At 39.4% G+C, this 26,414-nt stretch carries 25 protein-coding genes and 1 pseudogene; 4 read left to right on the top strand and 22 right to left on the bottom strand.

The window, feature by feature from the left end; translation table 11 throughout:
- Nucleotides 1-106: 106 nt before the first annotated feature.
- A complete protein-coding gene (locus tag VB077_RS16555) occupies nt 107-397 on the bottom strand; it encodes a DUF3795 domain-containing protein (protein ID WP_416337023.1) in 291 nt (96 codons plus the stop codon).
- Nucleotides 398-858: 461 nt separating this feature from the next.
- On the opposite strand from VB077_RS16555, the pseudogene VB077_RS03785 reads away from it, so the two are divergent.
- Nucleotides 859-1,583 (top strand): annotated as a pseudogene (locus VB077_RS03785) (ABC transporter ATP-binding protein).
- Nucleotides 1,576-3,165, top strand: a complete 1,590-nt coding sequence (locus VB077_RS03790) for a hypothetical protein (protein ID WP_323413887.1) — start codon at nt 1,576-1,578, stop codon at nt 3,163-3,165. The pseudogene VB077_RS03785 and the gene VB077_RS03790 overlap by 8 nt, the downstream one beginning before the upstream one ends.
- A gap of 662 nt (nt 3,166-3,827) precedes the next feature.
- Here VB077_RS03790 and VB077_RS03795 read toward each other — a convergent pair.
- The 16 genes from VB077_RS03795 to VB077_RS03860 all read right to left on the bottom strand — a co-directional run bounded on the left by VB077_RS03795 (nt 3,828) and on the right by VB077_RS03860 (nt 21,355).
- The gene (locus tag VB077_RS03795; protein ID WP_323413888.1) at nt 3,828-5,552 is read right to left on the bottom strand and encodes a hypothetical protein; all 1,725 of its coding nucleotides are present in this window, start codon (nt 5,550-5,552) and stop codon (nt 3,828-3,830) included.
- 21 nt (nt 5,553-5,573) lie between these two features.
- Nucleotides 5,574-8,108 carry a sensor histidine kinase gene (locus tag VB077_RS03800; protein ID WP_323413889.1) on the bottom strand — a complete coding sequence of 845 codons (2,535 nt, stop codon included), beginning with the start codon at nt 8,106-8,108 and terminating at the stop codon, nt 5,574-5,576.
- The gene (locus VB077_RS03805; RefSeq protein ID WP_323413890.1) at nt 8,101-9,477 is read right to left on the bottom strand and encodes a hypothetical protein; all 1,377 of its coding nucleotides are present in this window, start codon (nt 9,475-9,477) and stop codon (nt 8,101-8,103) included. The genes VB077_RS03800 and VB077_RS03805 overlap by 8 nt, the downstream gene beginning before the upstream one ends.
- Nucleotides 9,478-9,924: 447 nt before the next feature.
- On the bottom strand, nt 9,925-10,065 hold the full coding sequence (locus VB077_RS16560) for a DUF3320 domain-containing protein (protein ID WP_416337026.1): 141 nt from the start codon (nt 10,063-10,065) through the stop codon (nt 9,925-9,927).
- Between the two features lie 475 nt (nt 10,066-10,540).
- Nucleotides 10,541-10,651: an ATP-binding cassette domain-containing protein gene (locus VB077_RS16565; protein ID WP_416337024.1), complete on the bottom strand. Its 111-nt coding sequence runs from the start codon at nt 10,649-10,651 to the stop codon at nt 10,541-10,543.
- Nucleotides 10,652-10,812: 161 nt separating this feature from the next.
- On the bottom strand, nt 10,813-13,782 hold the full coding sequence (locus VB077_RS03810) for a TOTE conflict system archaeo-eukaryotic primase domain-containing protein (protein WP_323413891.1): 2,970 nt from the start codon (nt 13,780-13,782) through the stop codon (nt 10,813-10,815).
- Nucleotides 13,783-13,805: 23 nt separating this feature from the next.
- A complete protein-coding gene (locus VB077_RS03815; protein WP_323413892.1) occupies nt 13,806-14,579 on the bottom strand; it encodes a helix-turn-helix domain-containing protein in 774 nt (257 codons plus the stop codon).
- Between the two features lie 250 nt (nt 14,580-14,829).
- Complete coding sequence (locus VB077_RS03820; protein ID WP_323413893.1) at nt 14,830-15,447, bottom strand: zf-HC2 domain-containing protein; 618 nt, start codon at nt 15,445-15,447, stop codon at nt 14,830-14,832.
- Nucleotides 15,447-15,926, bottom strand: a complete 480-nt coding sequence (locus VB077_RS03825) for a sigma-70 family RNA polymerase sigma factor (RefSeq protein WP_323413894.1) — start codon at nt 15,924-15,926, stop codon at nt 15,447-15,449. The genes VB077_RS03820 and VB077_RS03825 overlap by 1 nt, the downstream gene beginning before the upstream one ends.
- A gap of 308 nt (nt 15,927-16,234) precedes the next feature.
- The gene (locus VB077_RS03830; protein ID WP_416337025.1) at nt 16,235-16,696 is read right to left on the bottom strand and encodes a Csac_0668 family 2Fe-2S cluster-binding (seleno)protein; all 462 of its coding nucleotides are present in this window, start codon (nt 16,694-16,696) and stop codon (nt 16,235-16,237) included.
- A gap of 210 nt (nt 16,697-16,906) precedes the next feature.
- Nucleotides 16,907-17,851, bottom strand: a complete 945-nt coding sequence (gene nrfD / locus VB077_RS03835) for an NrfD/PsrC family molybdoenzyme membrane anchor subunit (protein ID WP_323413895.1) — start codon at nt 17,849-17,851, stop codon at nt 16,907-16,909.
- Between the two features lie 489 nt (nt 17,852-18,340).
- Entirely contained in the window at nt 18,341-18,922 is a 582-nt protein-coding gene (locus VB077_RS03840) for a uracil-DNA glycosylase (protein ID WP_323413896.1), read from the bottom strand.
- Nucleotides 18,923-19,049: 127 nt separating this feature from the next.
- Entirely contained in the window at nt 19,050-19,250 is a 201-nt protein-coding gene (locus VB077_RS03845) for a YwbE family protein (RefSeq protein WP_323413897.1), read from the bottom strand.
- 14 nt (nt 19,251-19,264) lie between these two features.
- Nucleotides 19,265-19,831 carry a hypothetical protein gene (locus tag VB077_RS03850; RefSeq protein WP_323413898.1) on the bottom strand — a complete coding sequence of 189 codons (567 nt, stop codon included), beginning with the start codon at nt 19,829-19,831 and terminating at the stop codon, nt 19,265-19,267.
- Nucleotides 19,832-20,081: 250 nt separating this feature from the next.
- Nucleotides 20,082-20,957: a methionyl aminopeptidase gene (locus VB077_RS03855; protein ID WP_323413899.1), complete on the bottom strand. Its 876-nt coding sequence runs from the start codon at nt 20,955-20,957 to the stop codon at nt 20,082-20,084.
- Between the two features lie 50 nt (nt 20,958-21,007).
- Complete coding sequence (locus VB077_RS03860; protein ID WP_323413900.1) at nt 21,008-21,355, bottom strand: AraC family transcriptional regulator; 348 nt, start codon at nt 21,353-21,355, stop codon at nt 21,008-21,010.
- Nucleotides 21,356-21,567: 212 nt separating this feature from the next.
- Between VB077_RS03860 and VB077_RS03865 the strand changes: the two genes are divergently transcribed.
- Together VB077_RS03865 and VB077_RS03870 are read left to right on the top strand one after the other, a co-directional pair.
- Nucleotides 21,568-21,897, top strand: coding sequence for a PadR family transcriptional regulator (locus VB077_RS03865; RefSeq protein WP_323413901.1), 330 nt, complete (start codon nt 21,568-21,570; stop codon nt 21,895-21,897).
- The gene (locus VB077_RS03870; RefSeq protein WP_323413902.1) at nt 21,894-22,502 is read left to right on the top strand and encodes a DUF2812 domain-containing protein; all 609 of its coding nucleotides are present in this window, start codon (nt 21,894-21,896) and stop codon (nt 22,500-22,502) included. The genes VB077_RS03865 and VB077_RS03870 overlap by 4 nt, the downstream gene beginning before the upstream one ends.
- Before the next feature lie 33 nt (nt 22,503-22,535).
- Here the strand turns inward: VB077_RS03870 and VB077_RS03875 are convergent, their stop codons facing one another.
- The 5 genes from VB077_RS03875 to VB077_RS03895 form a co-directional block, all read right to left on the bottom strand.
- Nucleotides 22,536-23,900 (bottom strand): DUF6179 domain-containing protein, encoded by a 1,365-nt coding sequence (locus VB077_RS03875; protein ID WP_323413903.1) that lies wholly within the window; start codon nt 23,898-23,900, stop codon nt 22,536-22,538.
- The gene (locus tag VB077_RS03880; protein ID WP_323413904.1) at nt 23,887-24,387 is read right to left on the bottom strand and encodes a DUF6323 family protein; all 501 of its coding nucleotides are present in this window, start codon (nt 24,385-24,387) and stop codon (nt 23,887-23,889) included. Before VB077_RS03880 ends, VB077_RS03875 begins: the two co-directional genes overlap by 14 nt.
- Nucleotides 24,388-24,657: 270 nt before the next feature.
- The gene (locus VB077_RS03885; RefSeq protein WP_323413905.1) at nt 24,658-24,993 is read right to left on the bottom strand and encodes a cupin domain-containing protein; all 336 of its coding nucleotides are present in this window, start codon (nt 24,991-24,993) and stop codon (nt 24,658-24,660) included.
- Between the two features lie 24 nt (nt 24,994-25,017).
- Nucleotides 25,018-25,764, bottom strand: a complete 747-nt coding sequence (locus VB077_RS03890; protein ID WP_323413906.1) for a Crp/Fnr family transcriptional regulator — start codon at nt 25,762-25,764, stop codon at nt 25,018-25,020.
- A gap of 291 nt (nt 25,765-26,055) precedes the next feature.
- Nucleotides 26,056-26,406 carry a DUF1048 domain-containing protein gene (locus VB077_RS03895; protein ID WP_323413907.1) on the bottom strand — a complete coding sequence of 117 codons (351 nt, stop codon included), beginning with the start codon at nt 26,404-26,406 and terminating at the stop codon, nt 26,056-26,058.
- Nucleotides 26,407-26,414: the final 8 nt, after the last annotated feature.

Genomic DNA, 26,414 nt, shown 5'->3' on the forward strand with positions numbered 1-26,414 from the left:
CATGATAACACCTCGTTTTTGGTTGATTTGGTTGGACACTTAATTATACCAAAAACCTAGTGTTCATGCGGATTTTAACTATTATTTTTACTTTTTAAGGTCAAATCTAAGCCATTTTATTGGGTGCGAAACTTAAATTATATTTAGTCCTGTACCTTTTATCTAAATGTTTCAAATTATCACAGGGATATTTATTGCATTGATAACAAAAAGCTGTTGTTTTACCGTCAAAAACTTCGCAGGTCTTTATTTTGCATTTGATACGTGTAACAGGCTTTTTCAAATTGCTTCCTCTGCAGCCGGGGCATTTATTTTTTTCTCTAAGATAGGCAGCACATATACTGCAATTCATTCCACATGACGCAATGAGAAGTATATTATCTTCTGAGTATCCCATAATATCTCCTTATTATTTATTTGCCAAAGATGCCGTTTACCTTCGATTTGAACTATCCGGAAATTCCGAATAATTGATTCTAGTTCCAGTTCATGGTCTTCATATATATTTTGTATATGTTCGTTTACTGTCGGTTCCTTTATAATATAATATCCCTTCCCTTAACAAACGCGTCCCCCCGTCTATCTACTTTTTGCCGCCATTAGCCTTTATAATATCCCCGTTGATTCCTTTGACAAGCCACTTTATGTTTCGCGACCGTTTGTAATGAGGGTATATATAATCATTTATTCTAGTAATTTCTACCTAAAAATCATTAAACCTTCTTCCCTTCGAGTGAGCAAATTTAGGTGCATATGGTTTATAATGAAACTTTTTGCAAGTCATAAGAAGCGTACAGGTTAAAACAAGTGGCCGTTGCGGGTAATAGCCCGCAGTGGTGGAAAGAAAGGGAGGAAAGTATGCTTGAAATCAAAAACCTGACCAAAATTTATCCCGGTAATGTAAAGGCTGTAGACAACCTGTCGCTGACCGTTGGGGACGGCGATCTTTTTGGATTTATAGGGCACCATGGAGCCGGCAAAACCACAACGATCAAGGCAACTGTCGGAATCCACTCTTTTGATGAAGGCGATATATTAATTAACGGATTATCAATAAAAACACATCCGATCGAGTGTAAAAAAGCCATGGCCTACATACCTGATAGTCCGGATCTGTATGAGTTTATGTCCGGCAACCGCTATCTAAATTTCGTAGCAAATATGTATGATCTCTCTTTGGAACAGCGTAAAGAGCAGATTGAAAAATACAGCAGGGCATTCGAAATCGAACAGGATTTGTCCTCATCGATTTCTTCCTACTCACATGGCATGAAACAAAAGATTGCACTTATTGCGGCACTTATTCACGAACCGAAACTGCTGGTTCTGGATGAGCCGTTTGTTTGCCTGGACCCCAAGGTAGCATATACTTTAAAGAAATACTTTCATGAAATTGCCGCAGAGGGCTGCTCCATCTTCTTTTCCACACATATCCTTGAGGTTGCGCAAAAACTTTGCAACAAAATAGCCATCATAAAGAACGGGAAACTGGTCGAATGCGGAAAACTGTAGATGTCGTGGGGAAGAAATCTCTTGAGGATGTTTTCCTGGAATTGACGGAAGGTGTTTCAGAAAATGATTAAATTCTTTGAACTTCTAAAAGTCAATATTTCTATGGCCATGGTTCAGTTAAATATTAACAGGCTCGCAAAAGGGAAAAAGCAAAGCCATTCCTCAGTTTACATGCTTCTATTTGTTTCCGTTCTGATAATGGCCTATATGGGTTGGATCGCCAACTCCCTTTACAGCTCGATCGCGCAATACAAGCTTGGTTGGCTGCTTGTTGCTATGGGGCTTCTAATGGTATCATTCCTTACATTAATCACGGGGATCTACAGCGCCAACACTGTACTTTTTGAATCACAAGATTTGGATCAGCTATTTTCTTATCCCATCACTCCTATGCGGATCCTTTTTTCAAAGTTGCTTGCGCTGGTTGCGGAAAACTGGTTGATTGGCTTTGTCTTTTACCTGCCTATACTGGCTGTTTACTACATAAACGTAAAACTTGATGCGTTATTTTACGTTTATGCCCTACTGGGTTTTGTTTGTTTGCCCTTTATTCCTATCTGCCTTTTTATTTTACTCGCCTATTTTTTAAATATCATCACCAGCGGAAAGCGAGCCAAAAATCAGATCAATGCCATCATCACATTCGGGCTCATTTTTGGCACCTTTTTGGGGATAAAGAATCTTATATCGGGTTTTAAAACATCAAGCATTAATTTTTTCGACTTGATTGACACATTCAAAAACTTTTATCCGCCCCTCGGTTATCTTACAAACGGGATTACCAATGAAAACATAAGTGATCTGCTGATAGGTCTGCTATGGAATATTGCGCCATTTATCGCTCTATGCATTGTTTTATCGTTTGGCTATAAATCATTGTGGTCCAGGTCCAGAGTGTTACACAAAACCCGGCCCAGAAAACTTTCTTTCGGAATTCAATCCCCATTTTTGACTTTATTGCAGAAAGAATTTTATAGATACTTTTTATCGGTTATGTATATTTTGAATTCATCTATCGGAATGATCCTTATGACACTGTTCACGATTCTTTCCGGAACAGGCGGGGCAAAAATACAGAGGTTGGCATCGTATTTCCCTGCAAATATGAAAATTTTATTTGTCTTGCTTATTTACGGCTTTATGCTTGTCATCACGAATACAACGGCTCCATCCATTTCCCTTGAAGGGAAAAACCTTTGGATCATCAAAAGCTTGCCGATCAGCGAAGGGAAGATATTGCTTGCGAAGCTGTGCGTCCATTTGGCTGTGACAATCCCGTTGCTTATTGTAAACTGCGTAGTCGCTGTTTTTACCATGCAGCTGAGCATCACAAACTGTCTTATCCTTTTTGCAATCTGTGCTCTTTTTGCAGTTCTGAGCGGACTTACAGGACTGATTTTTAACCTGTATTATCATCGATTTAATTTTTACAGCGATACTCAGGTGGTAAAAAACAGTTCGAGCGTCTTGCTGACCAATCTGACTATGGCCGTAATTGTTGCAGCCTTTGCCGGTATATATTGGTTGATGCGTGCCAATATTGTACTGGACTGGTTTTTATTCTGTATCGGTATTGTGCTTACCATTCTCGCAACTGTAGCGGCAGCATTTGAATTTACAAGAGGCCAAGAAATATTTAAAAACCTTGTATAGCTAAAAGATAGATATTCAATGAATGACCAAGAAAGAATAGATATTTAACACGTTGTCTTTGCTGGAATAAGCATTATCTCCTAGAATCTCCTTGACTTCTATACCATTCTTTTAAGATTTCTCGACTAAAGTTTCCAGTATTTTCGTGTCAGCCGCACGCCCAGTAGTTACCTCAATTCCAGTAATTAAACGTTCGTCTTTAGGCGAAAAATGGCTTTTATATCCGAAGGAGCTGTCCTCCTTTGATTTGTGGCCAATTGTTGGATCCGTGTCTTCTTATCTTTCTTAGCATTTCAGTTCCCTGTTTTACATTTAGTTGGTCTAATAGTTTTTTGGTGCATCGGATCTGCATTTTCTTCGCTCCATTATATATTGTTGTTCTTTTAAATCTTTTTCGGCGGCGGGTAAAGACTTTCTCGAGTTTGAGAATGATCAGAAGCCCTGTGAGTTGCTCATTGCTGTTCGATTACCGTCAAATACCCTCTGTCCACATGACTCCCCAGATTTTGTTTATTTTGTTGCGTAGGTTTGAGGTGTCAATTTACTCCTCCGATTGTTCAAACTGTATCAAATTAACACAAATTAAGGGGATCCTGATAATCCTATTTTCGATATTTATATGTATAATGAGAAATCTACACGTTTGATCAAAGTAATGGAATCTATTTAAGAAAATCAAATGGATGTCCTATTCGAGATAAAACAATCCCAAAATCCTTAACAATATCTATAGTTGTCAATTCATCTAACCTGCATATTCGTTGTACGGGATAACACAGCTTATTACTGTTAATTGTGTAATTTTTTAAGAAAGAATCTTCTCCAAGAAGTACAGCATATGCAGATGTTGCAGCCTCTTCAGAAATCTCGAAATTTTTACCGATAAGCCGCTCAATCGTTGATTTGCTTTCATCTATCGCTTCTAAGTGTGCACAGATTACCTTTAATCTTTCGTTAAAATTTTTAGAGTGATTTTTTAATTTTATATCATCTATATTTTGTACATATGTTATATCAATACATGCTTGTCCACTTTCGTTGGTAACGCATAAATCCAAAACGTCAAACGGAATACTAATCCGGTTTTGATACATAACCTTTGGTTTTTTTAGGTCCTTAAAGCATGATAGAGAATAATTAAATTCAGATTTACCTTCTGACACAATTTCCAGAAGAGTTGCATTTATTAATTTTCGACACCCATTCAAACGTAAGTATGTATCACAAGCTTGTGATACTAGTAAGTAATACGAAGAATTGATAAGAAAAATATCTCCTGTTGACAGTTCAAGATACTGGGAATTAATATGTCGATTATATAATTCTATATCGCGCAATTCTTCTAAGATCGGCGTCATTTTTGTTATATTTCCAACGGAATCTTTAATTTCGTTACATAATTTTTCATAATAGTTCATTTTTTCAGCAATAGCACTATGCTCAACAGCAAGAGCTTTGTTATATTCTTCAGTTTGTAATATCTGTACAAGTCTTGCCATAAAATCTATACCTGATTCACCTTTGCTCTCAACTTTTTCATTAAATAGGTAATTTAAGGTTTTCTGCTTAATCCCAAACATCTTTCCTGTAGCTAATTCTATGCTTGCATTCAGGCATTTTTCATAAGCTCTAATTAGCTCATAACTCGCTTTCCGTTTAAATCCTTGTGCCAGACTTTTTGCAATTCTATCTTTTTGGTTTGATAGGAGACGTTGTTTATCAATATAATAAATAAATGATGATATTCTAAAGTCACACCCTAACAGTAACTGATCAAATTCGGCCTCTATTTCATCTTCACTTAACTCAGAGTCTATTTTTCCAGCGGATAAAATATAAACATAATTATCATACTCATTATTACTTTGTATTAAGGTCTTTGCAAGTTCAATTCCAGCATTTGTCGACTCGCCAACTCTTTCAAAATTCCTATCCAGCAACCACAATATAGAGCCGCCTGTGATGCCTGTCTTTTCACAATCCAATCCAGCAGCTTCACTTGATGTCGATAGCGTCAAGTATTGCTCAATACATCCTTCTGCCTTCATATCATCTAAAAAAGCAAGAATGGCCTTCTGCTCAACTGAATAAATTTCATCTGTTTTCTCAACTTCACAATAACATTGTTTCAACTCGCTCTCAGAAAGAATATTTAAAAGTTCGGTAATAAGAGCAGAAGTATCCGAACCAAGTTCTGCAAATTCATCAATTTCTTTTATTTGGGGCAATCTTCCAACCTCAGTAAGGTATCCTCTAAACGGATCAATAGAACAGCACATCTCACTATATACTCTTGCTTTTAATTCGTCATATTTTGGCGCAGAATAACAATCGTCAACACTAATGACATATTTAATATTATGCATACTAAACAGCGTATTAATCATCTCTTAATCCCCGCCTGCTTTTTACTGCATTAACTGTGAGAGATTAATCTCAAACTTATACAGGTTTCCTTCCTGATTTCTCTCGCCTAGCAATCTAATCCTAGCAGAATTGTACTTAAGGTTACTGGCAGCTATATATAAACCCAATCCACGGCCATCCGTTTTTTTGCTTTCAAATGGTTCAAATAATCGTGTTTCAATATCTTTGCTTACACCGACGCCATTATCCCATACTACAATAATGCCACGCTCAGGAACATCAATAGTATACTTTTTATCTTCAATTAGACCTTTATGCGCTGAAAAGTCAAGCCAGTATTCAGAATTGCTGAATAAATTATCAAACACCTGGTTTAGCATTCCACGATTAATACGCACTTTAAAATCTGACAGCACGTTTACCCTAAAATCTATATTCTTTTTTCCGCATCTTTCCTTATAAAACAATCTATGCGATTCTAAGAAGTCGTTGATGTTAAAGACCTGTTTCTCGGCTCTTACAAACTTAAGTCCGGGATTGAAATATGACATCTGTTTCCTTAAAGCATCTAAGGAATACGTAACATAATTTATATGCTTAATAAGATCATCGACTGACTGCGTTGCCTTCGATTCAATAACTTGCTGGTTCTTGGCCTTTACGCTTCTGATTGAAGAATCAAACTCATGAGTAAATAGCTCCACGGAAATTCCCAGTCCAGCTAATTCAAATAAATCTTGAAGTCTTTCATTAATCTTCTCAAAATCATAGTTTATTGCATCGAGTTTTTTATTAAGCAAGTCTCTCTCTTGCAGTAGACGTGTATAATCACTGGAGAAATTAGATATATTCTGATATAGATTATCTAGTTTTTCAGTGGCTTCCAAAGGTACAAATGGTGAAGAATCAATTGCTTTTTTTGCAACACGATAATTATCTAATGCAGAAGTGATGTGACTTTGTCCCTCTGATATAAGCCGGGTTGTGTTCGCCATTTCTTCCCGTATTTTGACTATTTTAGGATTAAAACTTAAAATGTTATCTCCAGTATTGCTGGAAAGAGCTGTGGCTTCTATAACATAGGTTTTCATTGCTTCATTAAGCTTTTTGCGATTTCGGTTTATTCGTCTAATAGAATCATCAAGGATTTTCTTAAATGTATGATAATATTCATCCTCAACAAATCCTTCTCTGTTAGTTGTTTCTTTCAATGCGGCATTATGATTTCCGGTAAGATAAACGCATCCAATTACGCTATCATTTCGCAAATCAAAGTAGGCCCCAGTAGTCTTTGACGAAGAAGATAGCCCAAGCCAGTCGCCCCCGTCTCCTTCACCAAATCCCTGGACAACAAAACCATCGCGTACAACCTTAATTCCATGAAAACGATCGATAAAACCCCGATATTCATCACGGTCAATTAGTCTATCATAGCTGATGTTTTCATAAAGGTAATTAAGAAATTTCTTATCTAATGAATACTCAAAGATTTCACATTCGAATTCACCGGGGTCACTTGCTTTTAAAGAATCACCTGATGCTTTTTGGGAAAGCTGAATATCTTCAAATAGGCATTCATCCTGACAAGCAAGTATATTCCCACCGGCGCATTTTGAAAATACATTTGACAGATCTTTTTGATTTATCCGTAAAAAATCATTGATTGAAGTTTCGCTAAGTGTAAATTCACCAGATGTAATCCTTTGCAAAATGTCTCTATTATAGAAAAATGACCTTTTATATTCTGATATAATTTCTGCTTTTCCACTGGAATATTGTATTGTATGTTTTGCGCGCGCCGAGGCAAGAAGTTCATCAAATATTTTACCGATAGTTTCAATTTCTTGTCCGTTGACTTTTGCAACAACTTTAAAAGTGTTTTCTGTGCTTCTAAAAGGCGATACAATTTTGCTTATACTGTTCGTCAAAATGTTAATTTGCGTTTGACTTGCCCATCGCTCGTTATCAATGAGATCTTTAATAATAATTCTTGTATACGATTTCTCATTATTTATTTCTGTTTCTTTAATCGTGACAGGGATCTGATCTATCGTAGTATTCTTCAGAAAATCGCCCCAGGGAATAGTAATAGTGTACTCAATCTTTGAGGTTGTAGATTTCGTAATCATCTGCATGTTTCTGCCAAGTTTTTGAACCGAAAGACGGCCTAAGCCTTTATCCCCCAGAGGATAACGATGATATTTTGGGGTCGTCTTTTCTTCCTTCTTCATTTTTTTCTTTGGAGAATTTGAAAGCGTGAGCCATCCGTTTATGATCGTAGATAAATCCATTCCGCAACCATTATCTGAAAGTTCAATTAATCCCTTACAATCCGTTTCTGCAATGGTTTCTGTATAATTAGAATCGATCGACAACATACAAATCGTGGCATCTGCATCGTATGCATTCTTAATAAGCTCAGAAAGAGCAGTAACCTCGTCAGCAATAAGTGATTCGCCAAGTTTATAGATAAGAGAGGCATGAACACGAAATGATGCTGATTCCTTATCATAAGCGTTAATATCAGTTTCAAGATAGTCTGACTCGCGATCAAACAACGTCAACTGTTCACTCATTGGCAGTATCACTCCTTACAAAAATCAATATATGCTCCCTTGTCATAGTGTCTTGTATGGCTTTTTCGTCGCCCATATAGGCATTAATCTTTGGCATTCGCTTATAAAGTATCTTTCTTGTAAAATTGGTCAAAAGAGAGAGATTATACCGTAATCCTAATTCAATCATTATTTTATTCATGTAAATTTCTTGCTTTGCTACTTTGCGATTCCCAAGTGTCCAAACTGATACAGAGGTAGGCTTCATCTTCTTCGATATAGTAATTAAGAAACTATCAAAGTCACTATAAAACGAAATCAGTTTATTTACTTGGTTTGGCGCAATCTTGGTAATCATATTAATCTGCTCTTTTAGTGTTTCAGACTTTTTAATAATATTCTTTTTGCTCTGGGTAATATACTTACTTGAGCTCATTCCACCAAAAGAAATATTGTCGATTTCACATAGTGTATCAAAAAGCTTTTCATCTATTGATTCATCAATATCATTACTGTTTATCCATCTCAGAGGAATGACCGAATATTGTCCATACGACACAGTTGTGTGGTTATCGCCGTACGGTGGAGAGGTAAAGATGAGATCAAACTTCTTCTTTGTATGTTGTAGATAAGCAATGCAATCGCCAAGTATGACTTTTACAGAGCCTTTATATGAAACTCCGTCTCTTTTAATATACCCGCGTTGCTTTAGAGTACTATAAAACTCATTATGCTTAGAAACGTTAAAATTCAGCGTTTCCTTGAAAAGCGCTATTGCATCTTTATCATATGCTTCTATATCCTTTGCATCCTTAATGTGTAGCTTATAAGTGCAATCACGAGAGTTAGATACCATTCTTACAATTTCACAAAATGTTGCCCAGAAAAACCGCCGAATTTTAAGGTTATCATCTTGCATAATGGCGGCTCTTATTTCACTTAGGTCAGATATTGCTTGCGCCGTAAACCATTTTTCTATTCCTTTGAATTGGTAATTGGGAATATTGTTCGCTTGTTCAATGTTAGTCACAAGTTGCGCAGCATGCTGTTCAAGCATTTCCACGTTAATAATGGTTGTTTTAACTTTACACAACAAAACTGCAAGAGGATTAATATCAATACCAACAACATCTAGCCCTTGTAGCATACCTTCGACAAGGATGGTTCCAGAACCGGCAAATGGATCCAACAATTGAGGATGCAATACTGACATCTCTGCAAGACAAACTTGAAGCATTTCACGTTGCATTTTGGGAACCATCATTGCAGGATACGTACAAAATCCATGAACATAATCGCGCTCACTATTATTTGTGCCACGATAATCCCAGTGGTCTTCCGACTCTAAGGTGAGGTTATTGAATTTTTCTACTAGTTTAGCATTGCTCATTTTTCCCAATCCTCATCCATGCATTAAAAATTAGCACCCAATTCTTATTGAGGCATACGATAGTTGTTCAGTAATAGAAAATTCATTCATAAATCCTCCGCAAAAGGCCTAGCAAATATATCGTATAACGGTATTCCCGAACCAAGTTCGTAATACCTTCCATTTTAACGAAATTTCCACACGTAGTTCGGTAATACCTATATATTTCAAATAGGCTCTCTCCACATTGATTGTATCTATGAACAATATTAAACTTCGCATTATAGACATACACACTATTTTCTCACGACAATCTTTTCCCCATCATCAACCGTTACATTCCTACGTTTCACACCCATCTTAATACCATCCCATATAATCCACAGCACTCCCCCTGGCGAACATAAACAGCTTATAAACTTCCTTAATAAATTTTCTTTGAGACTGATCTGGTTCGTCAGAATGTACCTAATTTGGTCTTTTAAACCGTCCGGCAGTGAGAATTTCATCCAGCCTTCTTTCCAGTCTGGCTCCAATCCGTGCGATGCCCCAGGCGCTCAGGACCCGCTTGCCTAGCAAGCTTTTGCTGATCGGGGCTTCCGCGGCCAGGACCTATCCGATCTGGAGAGAATCAATCAGTTATTGAGACTGGCGATAGTCTTCGGCACTGCCGCCGGTGCTTACCAATGCTCAAGTAATATACTGCCGCATGTTTTCATCATTACTGAAGGCATCAACCTCTTTAGTATTTCTTTGTCTATTACTTCAAGTGCTTGGGGCTTACCATTCATTTCTTCGGACTTATCGCTTCCCGCCATTTGAGCGGAACCATACCGCAATGGCTGAGGCGTTTTTAATGATCGCTTTTTATATTGATATTCGCGAAATTTCGCAGTTATCCTGCTAAATAATAGGAATGATGGAATTAACTATTGAAAAATCAGCCCTTTGCTGGAAAAAGGCCACTAAATTATTCTCTTCCATTTTACTCGGGGCATTAATTTATCTTGAAATATAGCAATAGTCTCAGTGCTATCTTGATTCGATATTGTCTTACCCATGGCAGCACTAATAACATGATTTTTTAAGTAATTACTTTTAGCATAGTGGATTTTCCTGTGCCGTTTTCACCGAAAAGAATTGTCGAGCTCCCGCCGTCAACCGTTGAAAATGGATGGAGAAATCGACAAGGCATCGATAGTTATCTACAATCAGTTTTTCACCCCTCTTCGATTTTTCGATTCTGACAAGTTTCGTGACGACTTCAACGTTCCTTGAGGAGACAAGAATAATGCTGCATCAATCTGCTAGCTCCTTGACGGCAGTATGTTCTATGGTAACAATCACTTTTTAACCTTACCCCTCAATGCTTTTAACCAGTTCATTGGCAATATTGGGACTTTCCAACCTCATAACGTTCTCATCCACGCTACCGAAACCCAGTAGATTTATACTTCCATACCAAACGATTCTTTGATCGATAACGGCAAACTTCTGGTGTATTTTCGATTTTAATACGATCCTGATGCCAGCCTCTTTCAACATATCCAAGGTATTCTGCAAAACAACCGTATCCCTATTCTTAAAATCTTCTGCCGGTCTGGTTACCACAACGGCCTTCACTTTATTGCCTATCGCTGCCTTTAGGTTTGGCAACATCTGCAAACAGCGTCTTTTGGTAACAAACGGGCTTACAATCAGGATTTCCCTCTTAGCATTGATAATATCGTTGGTATAAACGGGCAAAAAATTGCTCTTATCAAAAATAATGTTAGCTGGCTCTTCTGCCATGCTTTCCCCTTTTACTTTATAACCGATGGCGGCATAGCCGTTAAGCCGCTTTTGATACATCTTTTCCAACATCCTGACATGGATATCCACATAATCATAGATTTGGACTTCACTTTTATTAGCAAACAGACGATGAAGTCTGCCTGCATATTGCTGTAAAGTTCCTTTCCAAGATATCGGCATAGCTAAAAATAATGTGTCCAGACGAGGCTCGTCAAACCCCTCGCCGATATATTTTCCCGTAGCCACTAAAGTCAGTGGTTCATCACTAGGTGTTTCCGCAATTCGATCCATCATTTCCCGGGTCTCTTTGGCTCCCATACCGCCTCTTAAACGTACTACCTCAGGAATTTTCTCACTTAGCTTTTGGGCCAGCAATTCCACATGCGCCGTTCTTTCGGTTAAAACAATGCAGTTTCTCCCTCTCTCATGACTATTAACTACGTCATTAATGATTTGCTGGTTCCGCATTTCGTTTTCCGCAATTTCGGAATACAGCTCCTGAATCGACACGTCCTTTTCCTCTTTATCCAGAGGAACCCGAAGAGAGGTAAATCGGGGCAGCATGTAATGGTCAAAAGGCCTTTTTCCCGCCTGTTTTTTGGCATCATCCCTGTAGCGGATAGGACCGCATTGCATGGTTATTATTGGATGGTGACCGTCCTTTCGGGTAGGGGTTGCCGTCAAACCATAAACATATCGAGCGTTGACATTTTTCAGTATGGTTTCGAAGCTGAAAGCAGAAGCATGATGGCACTCATCAACAATCACCATACCGTAATTTTTGACACAGTCCTTGACCTCACCCATTCTGTACAACGATTGCATGACCGCTATATCAATAATTCCGCTGAGATTGTCCTTTCCCGCTCCTAATTGACCGACCAGGCTATTGTTCTTTTTCCGTGTCCCCTTTTTCCCTTCATTGGTATCAGGTAAGGTTTCATTGATCTCCAGAAATTCCGTTAACCGCTTTTTCCATTGAGCGACCAAGCCGACTCGATTGACAAGAATCAGGGTATTCACTTTTCTTTCAGCGATTAGCTTGATGGCTACCACTGTTTTGCCGAAGGCTGTTGTTCCTGAGAGTATTCCGTTTTCATATTGCAGCAACTTTTCCAAGGCTAGGGGCTGTTCATCCCTTAAAGTACCCTTAAACGCAACCTTGATGTCTTTCCCCCGGTTTGTCTCATCTCGAAAATAAACAGCGATATCCAGTTCTTTTCCCACCTCTCTGAGGTCGGCTTCGCATCCCCTGGGCAGGCAGAGATATTCCGCTGTTTCCTCGGAACAGGAAATAATCCTGGGTATTTTAGCGACGGGTAAGCGCATGGCCTGGGCTTTATAGAACTCCGGATTTGGGAAAGCCGCCAGACGTTTCAATTGATTCAATGCCCGTTGGGAAATTCCTTTTTTGGGGATAAAAAGCATATTGGCTTTGACAATCTCCAAACTTTCAGGAAAATCGCTTGGCCGCAATTTGACCTTTTTCGTTTCCCACGGCTTTTGTCCTTCCTGCGCCTCATCAGTCGTCCTTTTTAATTCTCCCAATTCGTTACCATGGCTTAAGCTTGCCGTGAGCATTTCCAGTTCCTCTTCCGCGAGCTTCCGGATGGAAGACAGAAATGCCCATTGATCATCAAATGCCTTACCATGTTCATTGATAAATTCACTATTGTGATTTTTCCTGGCCGCTTTTTGCAAGGGCAAAGCAATCAGGTTTCCCAGCCCACCTTTGGGCAGTGTATCTTGATTAGGGAAAAGCCGGTCATACGACTGAAATTTCAGGTCATGCCTTTTGTTCATGGCACAGGTAAGCAACGCGCTGCCAAATTTTCTGGCTAAAGCCGCCGAGAGCGGATTTTGAAAGAAAAACCAAGCATGGGCCCCCCGACCGGAACGGGAACGTTCAATGGCGATCGGAATATGAAATTCTGAGCACACTTCCCTTATGACTGCAATATCCTTTGACCATTCTTCGCCGTCGAAATCGATAGCCAGAAAATAACAGTTCTCATCGGAACATAAAGGATAAATGCCGGCCACCAAATTGTTTTTTCCGCGCAAATGGGCATCAATCACTTGCTCATCCAATACAGCATATCGCTTATTCGGACAATTCGTACACCGCTGCTGTGGTTTCCTACATAGTCCGTGTTTCCATTCGTTTAAGCAAACCGGGGAATACCCAGACGTTCCCTTTTGCGCATTTTCCCATCTCCTGGCGTAGGCGTCATCCCGACCTTTAAAGAGGGACATATATAACTTAATTTTTTCTATGGGAGCTGAAAAGTTATTAATACTTGGAGATATCACGTTACCGCTTGCTAATAGGTCATCTGGCGCTTCCGACTCAAACATTCCAACTTCGGGGACGTCAAAAGAACCAAAATCAAAAGCAACCTGGTATTCTTGGACGTCGGATGGCGTCTCTTTAGGATCACACTTCGCTTTTAGCCTTCGAATCTCTTCTTTTAAGTTGTCGTTTTCGATAAGCAATGCCTGATATTTTTCAAGCAACTCTTCAAACTTCATGGCTCACCCTTTAAACTGATTACTCAGTCCTCCATATCTCTAAGAATATGAGGGACGTATTGTATATTTTCTACAACTCTCGCTTTCCCTGATTCAATAATTGTATGTTCCAGCCGCTCAACTTCACTTCTTGTCAGTTCAAGCTTGTTGTCGAATTTAGTTTTATAATTATTAAGGTAACAAATGAATTTATTTTTGTTATCTTCATCTTGGAAAATAGAAATTGATTCGCATATTGCTAACAACGGAAATTCATCACTTTCAATATGTACATTATTTTCCACAATATACTGAACACTAGTAAAGCCACGTCTGGGCTTATCTTCAATGTCAGGTATCAACCAATCACGTCCATTCTTTTTTGCATGTCTTAATTTTCCACGTCTTATCCATTGCCTTATGGTAACAGGTTTTACATTGTGCATAGCGGCATATTGCTCGACTGTAAGGTAATCGCATTCAACCGTAATCAAAGTGTGTTCCACGGTTGAGGTCATGCCGCTAATTACACCATTTTCAACTTCAATCTCATCAGCCTGACATAGATTCAACTCCATGCTATTTCCTAAAAACTGATATTCATAGAACCACCAAAGCTCCGTCAAAGCTGGAAGTTTGCATTTCTCTACTGCTAAAATGAATTTTTCGCAAAGTTTTACTCTGTTTTTTACAAGTTCATTTGAATATCCTGACTTTTTATTTAATTTTTTACGTTCAATAAATAACTCTAATGACTTTAAAACATCTTCACGCGTAAATAGATTGTCCTCACGAAATAGTTTTTCTTTAATCTCCATAGGGAAACCTCCAAAAAATAGTAGTTTGATATTATTGTAATGCAACGTTACAATAATATCAAACCATTTCTTCTATTCGCGCTTCCATTTTGGCGTCACTAGCATGTAACGAAACGTCAGAATACATTTCCAGAATATCAGCGTAACCTATTTCTATATGGGGGATATCTATTCAAGAAGTATCCATAAAGAAAGCCGTAGTCAAGCCTTCCGCACAGGAATACAGGCGTGTACGGCTTTTTTATCATGGTTATAACGGTGATCCCACTAGCCTGCCATTGATAAATTGAACGGTTTTATCGGCAAATTCAATCGTTATGGTATTGGTAAATCCGTCCTGGGCGTCCGGCCCCGGCAGCTCGCTCCCCAAAGTAAAAGTGGAACCGACATCGTCAAAGGGATTATTGAATACCCATTTAGGTCGGTAACGTTCTCCAATACCGATAACCTTATGATTTTCATCATAGATTATCTCCGGTTTGTAGGAGCCAATCAAGTCATGCCCATTTTTCAGCTGAAAATGAATTTCCAAGTGGTTATCCCTAACTTCATAGGTCATATCCATGTCCTGGGAAGAGACGGAAAAGCCCACGGCAAACAGACCAATGAGAACAAGCAGGCATACCGCCACGCCTCCTGCGACGAAGACAGCTCTGCGGGTATAACTCATCCGCACTTTTTTTAGGTAGTCAACCTCCTTATCTACGGCAACGGGAACCTCTTCCTCGATCTCACCCGTCATCTCGCGGTGAAAGGTTTGGCATTCCCTGCAACCCGCCAGGTGTCTTTCGATTTCTTCGTTACTGGTTGCGCTGGTCAGGCCATCAATATACGCGGGCAGCAAGTCCCGGATAACATCGCATTTCATCACATTCTTCCTTTCATGATTTTTTGTTTTCCCCTGTAAAAAGTGACCCGGGCCCAGGTTTCATCTTTGCCCAAAATCTCCCCTATCTCACGGAAGCTGAATTCCCCCGTCAGCCTGAGATACATTACTTCCCGCATCGACTCCGGAAGCAGGTGCAATTCTTTGAATAAGGTCATCTTCTCGTCCCGCAGGATTAGCTGTTCCTCCGGCGAATGCCCTGGTGCCGGGATCTCCGGGGAAAGCTCCGTGAACTGAGCCTTACTGTTGGTGGCAAGAGTCTGGTACCAGAGATGTTTGGCAATCTGACAAAGCCAAACGTAGATTTTGCAGGTCCCATCATAGCGGTTCAGGGACTTAAAGGCTCGGTAAAAAGTCTCCTGGACCAGTTCTTCGGCGGTTTGTTCGTTATGGCAAAGACTGAATATGTATTTATAAACCTGCCGCGCATATTCCTGATACAGCCTCTCCATGTCCTGCATCCGTTCACCTCCTAAACATATATCCATAAAAGGGAGAATTCGTTACACTATCTTCTGATGAAGAGCAGAAAAGCAGAACGGCTGATCTTTTATCCAGCAATGAGGGGCAGCTTTAAAAAAAACCGACTTTTTTCCATACTACCACCTTTTCCCATAAATACATGATACCAGGCACATGTTCTATAAGCCATACAGAAAAAACAGTAACCGTGACAAGTCGCCACGGTTTTACAAAGCCCCTCAATTAACCCCAGATAATTCATCATAAATCATTTAGTTTCCAGCATTTTATTACAATTGATAAAGAATCATTTCATTTTTAAACCCTTTTCGATAGCTTCCTGAATAATCTTATGGCAACATACTCCCAGTGGATTGTTTTCTTTGCAATTAGAATTTTTCATTGCCCCGGTTATGGTGTTTACTTCTTGTACTGTTTTTGCACCATGCTTTACTACTGCTTCGATTACCTTATCTTCTGTAACTTTGCTGCAATAACAAGCATACTTGGGATTTGCATCTTTCTTAAACCAGATAGGAACTCTAACTTGGTCTTTTGAAAATCTTGTTCCATTATCTACATTATAGTAAACAACTGTGCAGTCCTCATTCATGCAAATCTTATATTGGTCTCCCTCAACGGCATTGCGGTAATTATCTGTTACTAAGTGTTCAACGGTTACCCTGTTAACGGAAACCCCTTCATTATTGCAGACCGGGCAATTATCCTTAGTCAGTTCTATTTTTGTGTATTGCACCCACAGCAACATTCATGATCTATCTTCATATTCCCAACCTCCATTCCTTATTATAATGCCTTTTTTAAACTACGTTCGATAATTTCGTCATTTTCAGAATCTACCGCCTCGCTGCATTACGGCTAACAAACCCCTGCTCCTTTTTGAAGCAGGGGTTTGTCAGTATAATTATGCAATTTGTACAGAACTTTGAAAAGGTAAAAAACCGTTAAATATATAAATTCAACCTATATACGTTAAGATTCCATTCCAAATGGGCAGTGCCGCAAAAATAATCACATAGCGAAGAACAAAACCGCCCAGCAAAATCAAAGCGTCACTGAGAAGGAGAACATTGGCCGATCCTTGTCCCTGTACTAGGGCTGTTCCGCTTCCGGCTGCCGCATGAAGAGTATGGCCGGTATGAGCAGAGCTGCCAAGCTTTTTAACAGTAAGAGCTGAGATAAGAAGGGGCACGATCAGTCCCAGCACAACTAGGAAAAGCCAGAACCCAAGAGCCAATTCACCGGAGATTGCTTTTAGAGCAGAATCAGCTTTCACCCCGCCGCCTGCCATAGCCAAACCAAAGATAAAGGCTATGAGGATGATTTCAATGCTAACAAGATAGATGTGTAGTTTCGAAACCTTGTATTCATTGGCATGCATCCCTTTATCAATGATATTGCCGATTAAAGCAGTAATGGACAGACCTGTAGAAAGAGCAGAAACAACGAATAATAGCGGCATAGCATAAGTATTCCAAAACGGAATAGCTTTAACAACTGCAACAAGCATACCTGTGTAAGCACATGTTGCGAGGGCCAGAAGCGCTCCGGCATGTTCTAAAGCAGCGGGAATCTCTTTTTTCTTCCAGACAAAGTAAGCAACGAATAACCCTACGCAGATGAAGAGAAAAAGAATATACACACCCCAGGTCATGACTGAGGAAGGGTTTCTCAAAAGACCAACGAGCAGCCATGGTTTCCTTAATCCTTGACCCAAATCAAATACCAGAAGCAAGGTACCAAGGGCTACGATGGGAGCAGCCATAAAATATCCTGCACGTTGCAAAGCAGGCGAATCCCCTAACCAGCCTCTCTCCGCAGCATAGGAAGTGAGGTATGCTCCGGCGCCTAACCCACCTAAAAAGAGATATATAACGATTAACCATCCCCAATAAAGATGCATGTTTTTTTCCCCTCCTTATTCTTAAGCTCTCAGGATAATAACGAGCGAAGGATTAGTAAGGCTGACCGATGGCAGAGCATTGATCATACATAAATCCTGCGATATGCACGTAACCCTACTGAAGCACGTGATAATATGCTGACAGGGTGGCTGTAAGCGTTTTGCCCTCGCCCGGTATTCATTTCTATGATCGTTCCCCGGCATAAGGCAACGGCGGCCAGGAGCTGCACATCTTAAACACGGTAGCCAAGCGTAAGCTCTGCCGCTGCTGCGCCACAGGCCTTTTGTATAAGATCTTTGGATGGGGTATTTGTTTTTAGTTCCTTTGTGACAGCACTGAGATTGGGTAGACCCCTATCAAGATATGAATCGCGCCAATAAACTATTATTGAAAGGGGGGGACTGTACAAAATGATATCGAATTGAGTCTCCAGATTAATAAAAAAAAGAACCCCACTGGGCTCTTTTATTAATTTAATTAGGAATGTTTTAGCTGTCAACACTAAATAACCGTTGCGCCAGCATGTCCCAATCCTCCATAAACAAACGTGTTAGATTAGGCCGTCTCCTTACAGCTAGCGGATGATAAGAGACAATGCAAGGATATCCCAGTATAACATGCCATAACCCTCTTAGATTCTTGACATGGGCTTCCTTATCATCAAACATCGCCTGAACAACTGTATCTCCCAGACAAACGATGAATTTCGGTTGTATCGCTTTTATTTGTTGAATAAGAAAGGGTTTGCTGAAAGCTCTGACTTCTTCTTTGTTATATCGGCCAAGGGGCCTGCATTTTAAAAGATACGTTAAATAGATATCATCTGGTGCCAAATTGGCTCGATTTAAAGCGGTCTGCAGCGTTTGCCTCGTTCCGCAGACATATTCAGTACCTTCTTTGTCTTCGCGGGCGCCGGGATTATCTAAAATTATAACAACAGGCGCATTGGGATTTCCTTCCCCCCAAATGACGCGCGATTTCTCTGTGCATATTTCACATTCCTTATAACCGACGGCTTCTTTTGGCAATTTGTCTTCCGGCCAAATCGCTGGTTCAAAGCATGAATCCATATTAACCCTCCTAAGCCTGCTGGGATTATTGGGACCACATATTTAGAGTAAGCACTTATTATATTACCCATAATATCCACCCATATTAAAAAGCATCTGCTTTCATCCAGCAGATGCCCTAATAATTTCAAACTATCTTTATAATTTCTTGAACTCTTCCAATTTGCCCGTCTTGAAGTCTTACTTTAATTCCCCTTGGATGTTTCTGGGAGTTTGTTAAGATATCTTTGACAATACCGCGCGTCCTTTTTCCTGTTCTTTGGTCTTCTTTTAAAACAATATCTACCGTAATTCCGGCATGAATATTACTTCTTATTTGACCATCCATGTTCCGAATCCTCCTTATTTAATCCGCTCTTTCTCATTCCGTCGCAACGACTTAAATTCCTTTTCTATTACTTTTTGATCGGTCTGAATAGGGTTATCTTTAATGAGCCGTCTGTACAATTTTTCGATGTTATCATATTTACCCATTTCCTTGTAAGCACCAGACAGATCAGTTGCGTGTTTTAACGTTGGCTCAATACTGAAAGCTTTTGAGTATAGTTTGGAAGCCAGCCTGTACTTGCGTTTTCGCATAGATTTCTGTGCTTCCTTCAATAACTCTTTAGTTGTGTTTATCTTTTCGACAGCTTCACTTTCCTCTTTTTCCTTTTTAATTTTTATTAGATTGTTAGTAGCCACCCGGTTTTGGGGATCAATATCTAAGGCCCTTAAGTACATATTTACGGCTTCTGTAAGGTTATCATTAACCTTATAATATTTCGCCAGCCTTGTATATGCGGCGCAATCATTATGATCGATCTCCAGGATAGCCGTATTAACTGCATACGCGTCTTCCCCCCAAGTGTTACGCAAGGCAAGATTGACAGCTTGGTCTTCTAGTTTTTGCAAATTAACTTTATTCATTCTATCTCCTTTTCTCTAGGCAAATACAAAAAAGCAGGCAACTCCTAACTGATTGAGTTTCCCGCTCTAAATTCCGAAATTAATTATACTAATTTCGGAGTCAGTTGAAAAATGATGTTACTTATAGTATATCACTTTTCGAGTGTTTTGGTAATAAACAGTTGACCATGGAACCCGAAGGTTTGAATCTTATGATTACCTTTAATTCAATTAAATAAATTGAAATTTGTCAAACTTCGTATTATGTTCATCAATACGCCAAAACCTCATAACCCGTTTCGGTTACTAACACCTGTTTTTCCCATTGTGCAGAAGGTTTCCCATCAGCTGTGCGAATAGTCCAATTATCGCATTTATCGGTTACTATTTTGGATTTCCCCATATTTATCATAGGCTCTACAGTAAAAACAAGTCCTGGGACTAAGAGCATTCCTGTTCCTTGCTTTGTCACATAACCGACCCAGGGATCTTCGTGTAATTGCAGACCAATACCGTGGCCCCCGATTTCTCGAACAACTGAATATCCATTTTCCTTTGCATGGTCATGAACAGCTTGCCCAACATCTCCAAGAAATCCCCACGGTTTTACCTGTTCAATGCCCAGCTCCACACACTCCTTTGCAACATCAACCAGTTTTTGTTTCTCAGCGGAAACAGCGCCGATACAAAACATGCGTGAGGAATCCGAAAAAAATCCGTTGTAAATTGTAGACACGTCAATATTCACAATATCGCCGGTTCGCAGGAATACACGCTCAGAGGGGATACCATGACATACAACATCATTGATAGAGATGCACACGCTCTTAGGGTATCCGTCAAAATTGAGTGTTGCCGGAACGCCCCCCAGTGCCTTTGTTTTTTCGAAGATAAGCCGATCAAGCTCTTCCGTGGTGATTCCATCAACCGCATAATTTGCAATGAAATCCAGTAAAGCGATGTTTCGTTTGCCGCTTTCCTGAATACCTTCAATCTGTTGTTGTGTTTTAAGCAATTTTCGATGAGGCACTTCATATCCCTTTAAGCGGTAGATTTCAATTCGCTCCTCAATAGGGCCATGACATTTCTTATATTTTCGACCGCTGCCACACCAGCAGGGATCATTTCTTCCAAACTTGTCAGACATTTTATCTCCTCTCAGTTATAATCGGATAAATTTGGAGGGAGCAATACGCCCTATAGATTAAGGTGCGCCAAGGAGACACCGGAAGTTTTCCGATATTGGCGTGGCGAGTATTGAAACGCTTGTGAAAAGGCTCTTGCAAACGCTTCAGATGACGAGTACCCATATCGTAAAGCAATATCGGTTATTCTGTCATTGGTTAGGCAAAGATCATGAGCGGCAGCATTTAATTTACATTGGGCAAGGAATTGTTTATAGGTCATACCCATGTGCTCCCGAAACTTTGCAGAGCAGTAATACGGTGAATAACCAACATATGATGACATATCACGCAGGCTTGGGTTTCCCATTATGTTATTTTCTACCCACTTTGCCATTGTTTCTATCGTTTGAATGGACATTTGCTTCACTCCTTTCACCAGTATATCAATTCTCATAGACAATTACCTGATATAAGTTGCACACATAAGATAAAGTGCCTATTCGTCATCATTATTATATACTCCCGTAACTAATTTCTCTGCTATTTTGCTGTTGACATATACAGTCAGACTGTATATAATCTATTATATAGTTAAACTGTATAGATTAACTATATAAATGAGGTGTGAAGATGAATGTATCAAAATATTTACCGCTAACTGAAACAACATTCTATATTATGTTGGCATTAAGAAAAGCCGGCCACGGCTATGTCGTAATGCAGAAAGTTGAGGAATTAAGCAATGGCCGTGTAAGAGTCGCGGCAGGAACAATGTACGGAGCGATTGAAAATTTAATGAAACAAAAGTTGATTATTTCCGTGCCCTCAGAAGATTCAAGAAGAAAAATGTACCGACTCTCACCTTTAGGACATGAGGTTTTGGCTCTGGAAGTAGAACGCTTGAAAAGTTTAGTAGAAGTTTATCAGCAAATAGAATCTGAGGAGGTACACAGTAAATGAGGAAGTTTAAGGTATTTGCCGATTTTAATGAGGAGGAAACTTATCTCAATGAAATGGCCAGAAATGGGTATTTTCTCAAAAAGCATTCCGCTTTTGGATTTTATCATTTTGCAGAGAATATACCTGAGGAGTTGCACTACCATGTGGATTGCCGAAAATTTAAAACACAAGCTGACTTTGAGGATTATAAGGCCCTTTTTGAAGATGCAGGCTGGCGTCACGTTTACGGCACGAAAAATAGTTTAAATCAATACTTTTTACCGAAAGACGGTAACTCAGACGGTAATATTTTCTCGACAAAGGACTCCGCTGCTTTGCGGTATATGCATCTTAATAAAATATGCTATGCCAATTTTTCTTTTGCAATTTCCTATTTAATTGTACTGCTTATGATCTACGACTTTAATTTGGCAAACATAGGATTCTTAACACAGGGACTTTGGAAAATGACAGGCAAACTATTCTGGTTGGCATTTTTCTTTGAACTTCCATTTGTACTCCTTCGTGCTGCTCCTGTCGTACTGTCTTTGCTTATGGGTATTGTCTATGCGGTATGGGGAAATAAAGCAAAAAAAATCTATTCTAATATGATGGTAGATGAATAAAACCACTTTTTCAAAAACACTTAAATATTCATGCTATTCCTCTATACTATCCAGCATAACTACTGCCTGTTTCATCAAATCTTGCTGCTCCACCGGAAGCGCAGCTAGGAACTTTTGCAGGCACTCGCATAGTGCAATTTGGCTTTCCCTTAGCCCATATCGATCTAATGCAGAAGGCATAGGATATTTTTTGACCAGCGCTGCAATCTCAGCTGGGTTTAACTCGCTAAGAATGCTGAGCGTTTCTTCTTCGTTGAGTTCTGCATCCAGTAAAATATCCTCTAAATCGGCAAGGGAGTGTATTTCACTTTTGATCAGGGCTTTCTTATCTGCCAGATAGCGGCATTGCATAATTTCTTCTAAGATCTTACGATATTTTTCATCGTCCATCTTCTCTCCAAAGGAAAAGATGAGCTTCGTGTTGTTTTCAGGATATTTGGGGAGGATGAACACCCGATCCAATGTTTGCAGCCGGACCGCGTTTTCTATTAACTCCGCAATCTTAGGCAGGCTGTCGCTTATATACCGTTTTAAGGGCTCAGTCAGCTCCAACAGCGTGATCAGTTGGCCTACAGTTTCAATGAGAATTTCCACGATTTCGGTTCTTGTTTTTCCACGAAACAAATCGTCCAAAATTTTGATGGAGGAAGGTGCCATCTCCAGTCTATGAACATCCCCGCCGGAAAGGATGCACCCGATCGCCGCAGATAATACCGGCTCATAAATGTTAAAGAGCAACTGTTCATAATGTTCATCATATCCACAAAGCAGATGATGCACATCCTCCGCAGAGAATTGAGCACAAAATAGATTTTCGTAATTGATGCACTCTAAATATTTCTGAATAAACTCAATCCCAAGCAAACTTTCCATCTGATGATGAACAGGATAATCTGCAGTAATATGAATTTCCTGTGCAGCAAATTCGGGGTAATATCGCTTGAAAAAACCTTTTATGCCGTCCACAATTGTAGAGCGATAAAACACATTTTTGGTTTGCACTAAATTACCGATTATTGAAGAGTGAAGCATTTTTGTTGACTTTAGCAATTGGTCGATACGCTCACGTCCGTTTTGATAAAGAGCGTATATACCGTCTTTTTGCACAGCTGCCACTGCTTCATCGGGGTTAGGATAGGCCTTTAACCATACACCGATAGTGAACATAATGGAGGCCAGAAGATTTTGTGCTTCTTCTACTCGGATCGAACTGCTATCCCCGCTGTTATACCTCTCTGTTTGCTTTGCCAAAAGTGAGAGGCAGTCAAACTGTATTTTTTCAAGCTGTATATCTGACAACATCTTCGCCATATATGCCTGCTCAAGCAAAGATTGGAAATAGTGTTCACTGCTTAATGTTTCCCCTTTGATTCTGCTGATCTTCTCAACATCCCCCATATTCATCCTCCTCGTCCTCATCCAATTCGATAGTATCATCTGAATAATCCGGAGCATAACCATATCGCAGATTTCGGGCAAGCTTATATAGTTCCCGCCCCGCTAGCAGCTCAAGTGAACCTTGGCAGATGCCATCAAAAGCATTTTTCATATAGTGGATCAAATCATCATCGCTCATCAGATCAAGAGTTTCGTTCTTGTAATAATAAAATGTTTCTAAAAGCTCATGCAAGGTTTCTTCGTAGTTATGCATTGAAAGATAGGGTGAGTCGCAAAATTTGTTTATGATCTTGTCAATCACGCCGCCACCAAATTCAATACGGCCATTTTCCTTTAGCGCAAAGGAGCGGGTTTCAACTAATGCGAGAGCCTGTACTTCTGTCAGAACAAGACCAAATTTCATAGTCAGGTCATTGCATTTCATTACTTCATTGACTGCTTGCTTTTCTACCAAGGCGCCACCAAACAAGGATAATTCAAAAGCCATAAAAAATATCCTCCTATTTTCAAAAATAGTATTGACAACGCAATCTAAATATGTTATGATAGACTTTATAGACTATATTGTTATCATAGCAAGATATTATACAATTTTTTACCTTTCATTGTCAAGATGAGGCAGGCTATTTTTATGGCTTGTTTTTTATTTTAGCCACTCATTATAAAATATTTGAAAACATAACCATAAAACATAAAAAGGTTGCAAATGTTAAAAAGCATTTGCAACCTTTTTATGTAAAGCATTATAAACTTTTATCTATTTCACAGCACTTTTTTGAGGGTTAGGTGTTTTTATCACATAAACAGAAAATACACATCCCTGATTGGCTTCCAAAGCATGCGGAACTTGGGTCGGGCTAACCACAATGTCCCCTGCCTCAGCTATTTGTGTCTCATCTCCAATTGTAATCATTCCTTTTCCTTCTATTACCTGAAAAAGAACATTAACCGGGGTCTTATGGGAAGGAACCTTTTCCCCCGGTTCCATAACCAAATTAACGATACCTATTTCCGGCATGTCTATAATAGGCTTACCTTTTATACCCCAACCGGTCTTCATGAATGGCAGCTCATTTACTTTAATCACTTTCATTACACGTACCTCCTTAAAATTTAGCTAAACCGATAGCAGTCCGTCCAAATCCAAGATTTTAATTTTCTTATTTGAAATCAGTTTGATATATTCCGTCTCTTCCAATTCCGCTAATTTCCTGCTGATTGTTTCCGGTGTCGTTCCCAAATATGAAGCCATATCTTTCTTGTTCATTGGCAATACAACCTCCGTCGATTGCTTCTCATTATCCATACACTCAACCAAAAAGAGCGCTATCCTTGTTTCAACCTTTTCAGTAGCAAATCGTGTCGCCTGTTTTTCTGACTGCTCAAGTCTACTTGAAAACTCAGTCAATACCTTTAAAGAAATAGAAGGATATTTCAAGAGAAGTTTTCGCAACTCGGAACGCTTGATTGTGCAGACACTGGTTTCTTCGATTGCCTTTGCATATTCTTCATGTACGGTTTCGCTGAACAAAGCCAGTTCACCTGTAAAATCCCCAGGGTGCAGAATCCTCAGCAATTGTTCTTTTCCGGATTCAGAGAGCCTGTAGATTTTAATTTTCCCCTTACTTACGATGTAAAGTGAGTCTGACTTATCTTTTGCACAATAAATATTTTCTCCTTTTTTGAAGGAAACCGAATATGTCACAGCCATAATTTCGTCCATTTGTTCTTTTTCCAAGTGATTGAAAATCGGCACCAGTGATATACATGTCTCATGCGTTTCACCATGCGCATGATAATGGATATGGTCATGGGAACAGTGTTTATAATCTTGCTTTTGAATTTCCACTTTGTTTTTATTCATATACAATCTTACATTCCAAACGCACTTTTTCATGGAATCATTTTAGCTGTTCATTAAGACGATTAGTAATGGCCGGGAAATATGTTACAAGCTCCCCAAGGTGTTTTCGGCCGTTGACTGTAATTGTTTGTTTCATCAGAATATCCCCCTAAATATCTAAATAATTTGACCACACTTATTGTTTAGTTTGCTTCTTTCGATACTTAGATTTTAGTTCATTAGGGGGATAATATCCTTGATTTAAATCAATTTTTACATTTATATAAAAAAATTTCGTACAATCATCGAAGGTTAGTTGATGTTTTTGGTAACCTTTTTCATGGCCTTGTTAACTTCTTGGTCAACAGATTCTTGATAGATGTCAGCGTAAGTTTTTGAATCTTTGATTAGATCGTCGCAGAAAGCCGCTACGTCACTACCTGTCACTTCAAGCACGCCTTTCCCCAGGGCCGCGCCATCTTCAAAAAGATCGACAATTCCCGATAACAAACCTATCCCATCGGTTAGCTCAACAGGGCCGACCTTAAAGAGATATTTTTGAATCTCTTTATAAACAATCTGATAATCTTTCGGGAGCGCCTTGACCCGTGCCACGTGCGCTCGCCACTCTTTTTTGCCTTCGATGATATCTTGTATTCTCATTTGATCCT

Source organism: Desulfitobacterium sp., assembly GCF_034927245.1.
Lineage (GTDB): Bacteria > Bacillota > Desulfitobacteriia > Desulfitobacteriales > Desulfitobacteriaceae > Desulfitobacterium_A.